This window comes from Actinoplanes sp. NPDC048791 (assembly GCF_040650095.1).
GTDB lineage: Bacteria > Actinomycetota > Actinomycetes > Mycobacteriales > Micromonosporaceae > Actinoplanes.
Window position 1 is genome coordinate 1 of sequence record NZ_JBEZGQ010000343.1, and the last position, 7,812, is coordinate 7,812.

9 protein-coding genes are annotated in these 7,812 nt (G+C 68.8%); all 9 read left to right on the top strand.

Annotated elements, in window-relative coordinates; all coding sequences use genetic code 11:
* The coding region (locus AB0C29_RS23575) for a hypothetical protein (protein WP_360823741.1) at window positions 1-261 on the top strand (261 nt) is incomplete at its 5' end.
* Window positions 262-345: 84 nt separating this feature from the next.
* The gene (locus AB0C29_RS23580; protein WP_360823744.1) at window positions 346-525 is read left to right on the top strand and encodes a hypothetical protein; all 180 of its coding nucleotides are present in this window, start codon (window positions 346-348) and stop codon (window positions 523-525) included.
* Between the two features lie 42 nt (window positions 526-567).
* Window positions 568-810, top strand: a complete 243-nt coding sequence (locus tag AB0C29_RS23585) for a hypothetical protein (protein ID WP_360823747.1) — start codon at window positions 568-570, stop codon at window positions 808-810.
* Between the two features lie 232 nt (window positions 811-1,042).
* The gene (locus tag AB0C29_RS23590) at window positions 1,043-2,593 is read left to right on the top strand and encodes a pectate lyase (protein ID WP_360823750.1); all 1,551 of its coding nucleotides are present in this window, start codon (window positions 1,043-1,045) and stop codon (window positions 2,591-2,593) included.
* A 466-nt stretch (window positions 2,594-3,059) separates the two neighbouring features.
* A complete protein-coding gene (locus AB0C29_RS23595) occupies window positions 3,060-4,145 on the top strand; it encodes a radical SAM protein (protein WP_360823753.1) in 1,086 nt (361 codons plus the stop codon).
* A gap of 17 nt (window positions 4,146-4,162) precedes the next feature.
* Window positions 4,163-4,726 carry a flavoprotein gene (locus AB0C29_RS23600; protein WP_360823756.1) on the top strand — a complete coding sequence of 188 codons (564 nt, stop codon included), beginning with the start codon at window positions 4,163-4,165 and terminating at the stop codon, window positions 4,724-4,726.
* Entirely contained in the window at window positions 4,723-6,828 is a 2,106-nt protein-coding gene (locus AB0C29_RS23605; RefSeq protein ID WP_360823759.1) for a radical SAM protein, read from the top strand. The genes AB0C29_RS23600 and AB0C29_RS23605 overlap by 4 nt, the downstream gene beginning before the upstream one ends.
* 51 nt (window positions 6,829-6,879) lie before the next feature.
* The gene (locus tag AB0C29_RS23610) at window positions 6,880-7,083 is read left to right on the top strand and encodes a hypothetical protein (RefSeq protein ID WP_360823762.1); all 204 of its coding nucleotides are present in this window, start codon (window positions 6,880-6,882) and stop codon (window positions 7,081-7,083) included.
* 166 nt (window positions 7,084-7,249) lie between these two features.
* Window positions 7,250-7,801: a hypothetical protein gene (locus AB0C29_RS23615; RefSeq protein WP_360823765.1), complete on the top strand. Its 552-nt coding sequence runs from the start codon at window positions 7,250-7,252 to the stop codon at window positions 7,799-7,801.
* Window positions 7,802-7,812 lie beyond the last annotated feature (11 nt).

Sequence of the window (7,812 nt, forward strand, 5' to 3'; positions counted from 1 at the left end):
GGCGGCGGGGTCTGGCTGGCCCGCCGGCGGCCGGTGCTGGGCGGGTCGCCGTACGCGTGGCGGGTCTGGCATCTGAACCTGATGGGCAGCAGCGTGATCTCCTTCGTCACCGCTTTCCTGGTGCAGATGACGCGGGGCAGCCTGATCGCCTGGATCGCGCCGACCGTCGTCGGCACGGTGATCATCGCGCGGGCCAATCGCCGGGAGCTGGCCCGGCAGGCCCCGGCCCGGGCGAGCGGCCAGGGTGTGCCGGTGGCCTGACCAGGGTGTGTCACCGGCTCGGTGGATCTTCGGAACGGGGAGGCTGGCAGCAGTCAGCAGAGAACCCGTTCCGAGGAGCACGTCATGGCCACGATCCACCTCAAGCAGACCACCACGGCGACACCGGAGCAGGTCGTCGCCGCGCTCACCGATTTCGGGCCGGGGCGGGCCGAGCTGTTCGGGAACAGCTCCGACGAGTTTCTGAAGGTGCATGACCGGGGCGCCGACTGGGCCGATGTCACCGAGGGGTCGGGCGGCATCTGAGAACGCCTGCGCTACGACTGGTCCGATCCGCGCCGCGTTGTCATGACGACCACCGATTCCAACATCTGGGGCGGTGCGTCGGGCCATACCTACACCCTCGACCGGCAGCCCGGCGGCGGGACCGACCTGGACGTCGTGGTGGTGCGCGAGGGCCGCAACCTCAAAGGGCGGGTGGTCGGGGCGCTGCTCGGCACCGTGGGCAAGGGCTTCCTCGCGAAGACCCTCGGCAACACCGTCAAGGCGATCGAGGCCCGCGCCGGCGCCCCGGGTGGTGGCCGCGGCTGACTCAGCTGCAGGACCGCCTCAGCTGCAGGACCGCCTCAGTGGCAATACCGCGGAAACATCACGGCCGTATGCCCGTAATCCGGACAGCACCTTGCCCTATCGACGAACGTCTCTCTATCCTCGCTCCAGGTAAGCGCTTTCCTGGCCTGAGCCGGCCGGCATCTTCGTCGGTGCCGTGGGGCGCTGCACCCTTCCCGGACCCACGGCACATGCGAGGAAAGGTGAGACGAGGATGAGACGAACAGTCGCATTGCGACTCCTGGCGGCACTGGGCACGGCGGCCGTCGGTGGCGCCGTCGCGGTGGCCCTGCCGATGTCCGAGGCGTCGGCCGCGACCGGCGGCGTCACCGGCTACGCGACCCAGAACGGTGGCACCACCGGCGGCGCGGGCGGGCAGACGGTGCGGGCGACCACGGGCACCGCGATCCACGCGGCCCTGTGCGGCCGGGCCAGCAGCAGCACCCCGATCATCATCGAGGTGCAGGGCACCATCAACCACGGCAACACCACCAAGGTGTCCGGCGCCAGCTGCAACACCGCGGCCGACAAGATCGAGCTCAAGGAGATCAGCAACGTCACGATCATCGGGGTCGGCGGCGGTGCGGTCTTCGACCAGCTGGGCATCCACATCCGGGACTCCAGCAACATCATCATCCAGAACGTGACCGTCCGGAACGTCAAGAAGTCGGGCTCGCCCACCTCCAACGGCGGCGACGCCATCGGCATGGAGAGCACCGTCCGCAACGTCTGGGTCGACCACGCCACCCTGGAGGCGTCGGGCGGGGAGTCGGAGGGCTTCGACGGCCTGTTCGACATGAAGGACAACACCCAGTACGTGACGTTGTCCTACAGCATCCTGCGCAACTCCGGCCGCGGCGGCCTGATCGGCTCCAGCGAGAGCGACCGGTCCAACAGCTTCATCACGTTCCACCACAACTCGTACGAGAACCTCGACTCACGCACGCCCCTGCTGCGCGGCGGCATCGCGCACATCTACAACAACTCGTACGTGAGCCTGAACGAGTCCGGCATCAACTCCCGGGCCGGCGCCCGCGCCAAGGTGGAGAACAACTACTTCAAGAACTCCAAGGACGTGCTGGGCACCTTCTACACCTCCGAGGCCGGCTTCTGGCAGGTCAGCGGCAACATCTTCGACAACGTGACGTGGTCCGCCCCGGGCAGCGAGAACAACCCCGCCGGCCCCAACCCGCAGAGCAACACCACGGTCAGCATCCCGTACGCGTACACCCTGGACGGCGCCTCCTGCGTGCCGGCGATCGTGAGCCAGACGGCCGGCGCCAACAAGGGTCTGCAGGTCTCGAACGGCAACTGCTCGCCGCAGCAGCCGACCCCGACCACGCCCGGCCCGGCCAGCCCCACGCCGACCCCGACCACCCCGCCGCCGACCCAGCCCAGCGGCACGAACCTGAGCATCGGGGCCGGCTCGGACGGCTCCAGCAAGGCCAGCGGTACCGGCTACGGCAACGTCCGTGACGGCGACCTGAGCACCTTCTGGTCCCCGGCCGGCGCGACCGGCTCCATCTCGATCAAGTGGGGCTCCGCCACCACCGTGTCCCGGATCAACATCCGCGAGGCGTCGGGCTCGGCCGGCAGCATCGGCTCCTGGCAGGTCATCAACCACGCCACCGGCGCCGTCCTGGCCTCGGGCAGCGGGGCGGGCGTGATCAGCTTCGCCGCGACGTCGCTGACCAAGATCACCTTCAACATCACGAGCTCGACGGGTGCGCCCAAGGTCGCCGAGTTCGAGACGTACGCCGGCTAGCGACCGCACGCCGGTCGCGGGGACGCGTCACCGGCCCAGGACCCGCCAGAACGGGGCCGTCGATCTCGACGGCCCCGTTCGTCGTCGTCGCCCGATACGGATGATCGGTGGACCCAGATATGTGCGACAAGCCATGGACACCGGGTCTTGATCGCATTTTTCCAGGATGGTGCCGGCGGCCCGCGGCCGTCCATTGAGGAATGCGGAAAAGATGACCACACGAACCCCCCTTGACTCTGGCGGCGCGGCCGGAGGATCGTGTTGCTGGCGAGAATGAGCAAATCGCATTCGGACTCCTTCGATGATCCGAATGGCGCAGCCGTCGACATCCTGTGTGCGTGACCGCGGTCGGTCTGAATGGGCGTGTGCCGCCCATCGCCGAACAGCGCGGCGCGGCACAGTTGTGCCCCGGCGATGGGAGGGGGCAGAAATGCATCAGGTCGGCGAATCGGCAGCGGCTGTTTCCGTGCCGGCGCTCAGTCAGGCCACGATGTCCTGGGATTTCACCAAGGCGTGCAATCTCGGCTGCGGCCATTGTTCGAATGGTGATGATCGCGCCGCGGCCGGCCGGGACATAGATCTGCCCGCGGCGGCCCACATGCTCGCCGAGTTCGCCCGGCTCGGCGGCAGCCAGCTGCACCTGCTCGGCGGGGAGCCGTTGCTGCGTCACGACTTCCTGGACATCTGCGTCATCGCCGGCAAGTTCGGGCTGCGGACCTCGGTGACGACGAACGGCTGGCTGGTGCCGAAGGCCGACGCGCTGGAGTGGATGGTGCGGAATCTGGCCACCATCACGATCAGCATCGACGGTGCCGGCGCAGCCGTCAACGACCGCATCCGAGGCCGGGGAACCTTCGACCGGGCGGTGGCCGCGGCGAGGTGCTACGTGGCCGGACGGGAGAGTTCGGCGGCACCGGCGAGATTGAACATCTCGCACGTCCTGTGTGCGGAGAACATCGACGGGATCGTCCCGATGCTCGAACTGGCCGACGACATCGGCGTCGACAGTATCGCGGTCTCCGTGCTCAAGGAGTACGGCAACGCGTTGCGGCCCGGAGCACCCCGCCCGCCGACGGCGGAGGCCTATTTCCAGGCCATCTGTGCCGCGGCGGTCGCGGCCGACCGCCTGCGGGTGTCCGTGGTGCTGTACGAGATCCCGATGCGTGTCCAGACAGCGTTGCGGGCCCGCTACGGAGACACCGTGCAGTTCGGCGGCGACGCGTACTGCGACACCGGGGAGGGCCAGCTGCGGGTGGCGAGCGACGGGGCGGTCCATCCGTGCTTCGCCGGGACCAAACACCATGACACCGTCCGGGCCGACCCCGTGCTCGTCGACATCAGGCGGCGGCCTCTGGATGACATCGTGTCCGGCTCGTACTTCCGGGACTTCCAGCAGGAGGCGCACGGCCGGCTCGACAACACGCGGTGGGACATCTGCGCGGACTGCGAATTCCTCAAGGACCACAGTTGTTACCCGGGCTGCCCGTTCGCACCCGACAATCTGAAACCCAAATTGTGCGCCAGGCTGGCCCGGAACGGGGCGATGCCGTGAGCTTCTCGTGCCGGTTGATGGTCGGCATCACCGGCTCCGTCGGTGCGGTGGGAATACATTCGCTGTTGCTCCGCCTCAGCGCATTCGCCGCGGTGGATCTGCGAGCCGTGATGACCAGCACCGCCGACCGCTACATCAGTCATACCGTTCTTTCGCATATTCTCGGCTCACCGGTCCCGGCCCGGATGTACGACCCGGACGGCACGATGTGGAATCCGGCCGGCCTGATGCAGGACCGCGACGCGATGCTGATCGCTCCGGCGACGGCGAACATGCTGGGCATGCTGGCCGGCGGGAACGCGGGTGATCTGGTTTCGGCGTGCTATCTGAATTGCGCCGGACCCACCCTGATCGCGCCGGTCATGAATGCGCGCATGCGTTCTCATCCCGCGGTGCGGCGCAATCTGGCGACGCTGGCCGGGGACGGCTGCGTCATTCTGGACAGCCGCGGCGGCTACGAGGTCGCGACCGGCCGGACCAGTACGGAAGGCGGCCTGCCCACGGCGGACGATGTCATGACGGCACTCCGCGCGGCCTGCTGCGTCACCTCACCGCGAAGCCAGGAGGTGGTCGTCTCATGACCAGGCCGATCCAGGTGGATCTGGTGTTCCCGCCGCTGACCGGCATCGCCTATCCGTACCTGAGCACCGCCGTCCTCGCGGCGTACGTCCACGACCGCTCGGTGCACCGGGTGAAACAGGTCGATCTGAACCTGCGGTTCGTGCAGCATCAGCTCACCACGCACACACTGGAGGCGAACATCGCCGCCGCGGAAGCACGTGTGCGCGAGCTGGACCGTCGTGCCGTCAACGGGCAGGAACAGGTTGAGTACGGCCGCTGTGCCCGCCTGGTGAATCGCCGGGAGACCATTGTCGACGGGCTGCCCGCCGCCCTGAGTACCATTCGCGACGCCACGGAGCAGGACCCGAGGACACTCGACGAGGCGTACCGGATCGTCCGGTGGGCGCTCGACGCCGCCACCGCCGTACGGCCACCGGAGCGGTACGACTTCACCGAGCCCGTCTACCGCTATTCGAGCGGGAGCCCGGCCGAGCTCCGTGCCGGACTGGCCGATCGGGACAACGGGTTCTTCGACTTCTACGACCGTGCCGTCAGCGCCGACATGCTCCGGGGCGACGTCGTCGGCATCTCCCTGGTGTACCGCGGCCAGGTTCTTCCCGCGCTGACGCTCGCGGCGTGGCTCCGGAGAGCGAGGCCGGACGCCCGCATCCTGGTCGGCGGTCCGTTGCTCACCGCTCTGCGGGCGCAGCTGCGGCAGGAGGCGTGGCTGTTCGATTTCGTCGACACAGTCGTGCTGTACGAAGGTGAAGCCACCCTGCTCGAGTATCTGGAGCAGCTCGGCCGTGGCGTCGCGGTCCCCGTGGTGCCGAACACCGTCTACCGCGACGAGGACGGCGAGGTCCGGACCACCGCACGGGCCGCGCCGGTAGCGGCGGCGGAGCTACCGACCCCCGACTTCGACGGGCTACCGCTGGCGGAGTACCTGGCGCCGGCCGTCACCCTGCCCGTGCTCGCCTCTCGTGGCTGCTATTGGCGGTGCGCCTTCTGCACGCACCACCACATCTACGGCGACACGTACCGGCCGCGGCCGAGGTCCGCGATCGTGGACGATCTGGCGAAGCTCACCGAACGGTACGACTGCCGGAACTTCTACTTCGTGGACGAGTCGATCTCGCCGAAACTGCTGCGTCATCTGTCGTCCTCTGTCCTCGAATCGGGCCTGGGGATCCGGTGGGGCTGCGAACTGCGGATGGAACGGTCGCTCACCCGGTCCGATTTCGACGCCGCGTTCGCGGCCGGCTGCCGCGTGTTCTCCTTCGGCATGGAGTCGGCCAGCCAGCGGGTGCTCGATCTCATGAACAAGGGCATCAAGCGGGTGGAGATCGACCGGATCGTGGCCGAGTGCCACCGCAGCGGCATCCGCATCCACGTCATGTGCATCATCGGTTTCCCCGGTGAGACCGAGGCCGAGGCGCTCGAGACCATCGGCTTCGTGGAGCAGCACAGTCGCGAGCTCGACATCGCCGGCTTCTCGTACTTCTGCCTGAACCGGTCCGCGCCGGTCCAGCTCCAGCCGGACAAGTTCGGGGTGACCGGCCTGCGCGAGCTGGTGCCGGGCCACACGTTCGAGGAACGGCTGGCCTATGACGTCGAAGCCGGACTCGATCGCCGGCAGGCGTTCCGGCTCTGGGAGCAGGCCCTGCGATCTCCCGGTGTGCAGGCCGTACTGGGGCGCGTCGGCCATGCGGAGCGCGAACGCTTCCTGTACGCGGTGGAAGGCCGTATGGAAGTCCGCACCCGGCCGCCGACGGACCGGGGTCGACAGTCTTCGATCAGCGTCAGCAGCCGCTCGCACAGTCTGTCCGGAGCGTACGCGGCCGCCGACGCGTTCCTGCCCGCTGCCGGCTATGCGTACAACGTCGAGGGCATCGGACTGGGGGACAGCTGGCAGCGGCTTCGGAGAAGCTCGGTGCTGCGGGCCGAGGCGGACTACCTCTACGTACCGTCGGCCGACGTCGACTTCGAGATCGGCGAGCAGCTCCGCGATGCCCTCGTACGGCTCACCGAGAGCGGACCGGAGGCAGAACTCACGCCACCGCAGGCAGCCGCTCTCGCTCATCTCCGGGACCTCTGGGCCGGGCAGGGGGCGCCGCTGGCCTGAATCGACGCGACCCCTGGGTGATGTGATTTCGACAGAAGGGAAGACAAGCACATGGCCGGACCCGATATGCCCGCCCGTGGCCTGAACCTGCGGATCGACACGACGAAGATCGAGGAGGCGCTGGCCGCCCAGCCGCGCGTCATCGTGTCGGCGGTCGGCGCCAACCAGATCGAGACGACGCTGCTGGAGATCACCCGCACCGTGCAGGTGGACCCGAACGTGGCGGCGGACAACCAGGTGAACGTTCTCTGCTGATGGACGGCCGGGTGGTTGCCGGGAATAGCGGCAGCCACCTGCCGGTCACTGCGACCACCCCGGACAGGCCCCTGGTACGGGCAGCGCCGAGCACCCCGTGAGCGCCCGATCGCATCGATGATGTGCGATGATGGGAGCGCTCCCACGGCTGCCTCGGGAGGTCTTCTTGACCGCCGTCAGTTCTGCTCCGCGCCACTTGCGGCAGCGTCGCCGCGTACCGTCCTATGTCGTTGCCTCGGCCCTCGCGGCCGGATGGGCCGCGATGCTGCTCGCCGCGCCGCACATGCCGGCCGCGACGGGCATCCGGCCGTTCGCGCTCTTCGTGCACCTGGCCGCGCTCGTGCTGGGCATGGGCGCGGTGCTGAGCCTGGACTGGTTCGGTCTGATGTGGCTGATCGGGCGCCAGGACCTGCTCTCCCTGGTGCGGGCGGCCCAGGTGGCACACACCCCGATCTGGCTGGGCCTGGCCGGCCTGAGCCTGAGCGGGGTGTTCCTGGCGCCGGACACCTCCGCGCCGCTCACCGTGGTCAAGCTGGTCGCCGTGCTGGTCGTGGCGCTCAACGGCCTGAGCGCCGCGACGGTCCAGCGGCGGCTGCTCGCTCTCCACGGCACGACCCCGCCGCGCCGGCTGCTGCTGCGCGCTGTCCTGGTGGCGACCATCTCCCAGGCCGGCTGGTGGACCGCCACGCTCGTGGGCTTCGTCAACGCCCAACCCTGACCGTCCCGACC

Excerpts from the sequence above, each read along its gene's own strand:
- AB0C29_RS23610 (WP_360823762.1), top strand. The coding sequence starts at position 6,880 with ATGGCCGGACCCGATATGCCCGCCCGTGGCCTGAACCTGCGGATCGAC.
- AB0C29_RS23585 (WP_360823747.1), top strand. The coding sequence starts at position 568 with ATGACGACCACCGATTCCAACATCTGGGGCGGTGCGTCGGGCCATACC.
- AB0C29_RS23590 (WP_360823750.1), top strand. The coding sequence starts at position 1,043 with ATGAGACGAACAGTCGCATTGCGACTCCTGGCGGCACTGGGCACGGCG.
- AB0C29_RS23605 (WP_360823759.1), top strand. The coding sequence starts at position 4,723 with ATGACCAGGCCGATCCAGGTGGATCTGGTGTTCCCGCCGCTGACCGGC.
- AB0C29_RS23580 (WP_360823744.1), top strand. The coding sequence starts at position 346 with ATGGCCACGATCCACCTCAAGCAGACCACCACGGCGACACCGGAGCAG.
- AB0C29_RS23600 (WP_360823756.1), top strand. The coding sequence starts at position 4,163 with ATGGTCGGCATCACCGGCTCCGTCGGTGCGGTGGGAATACATTCGCTG.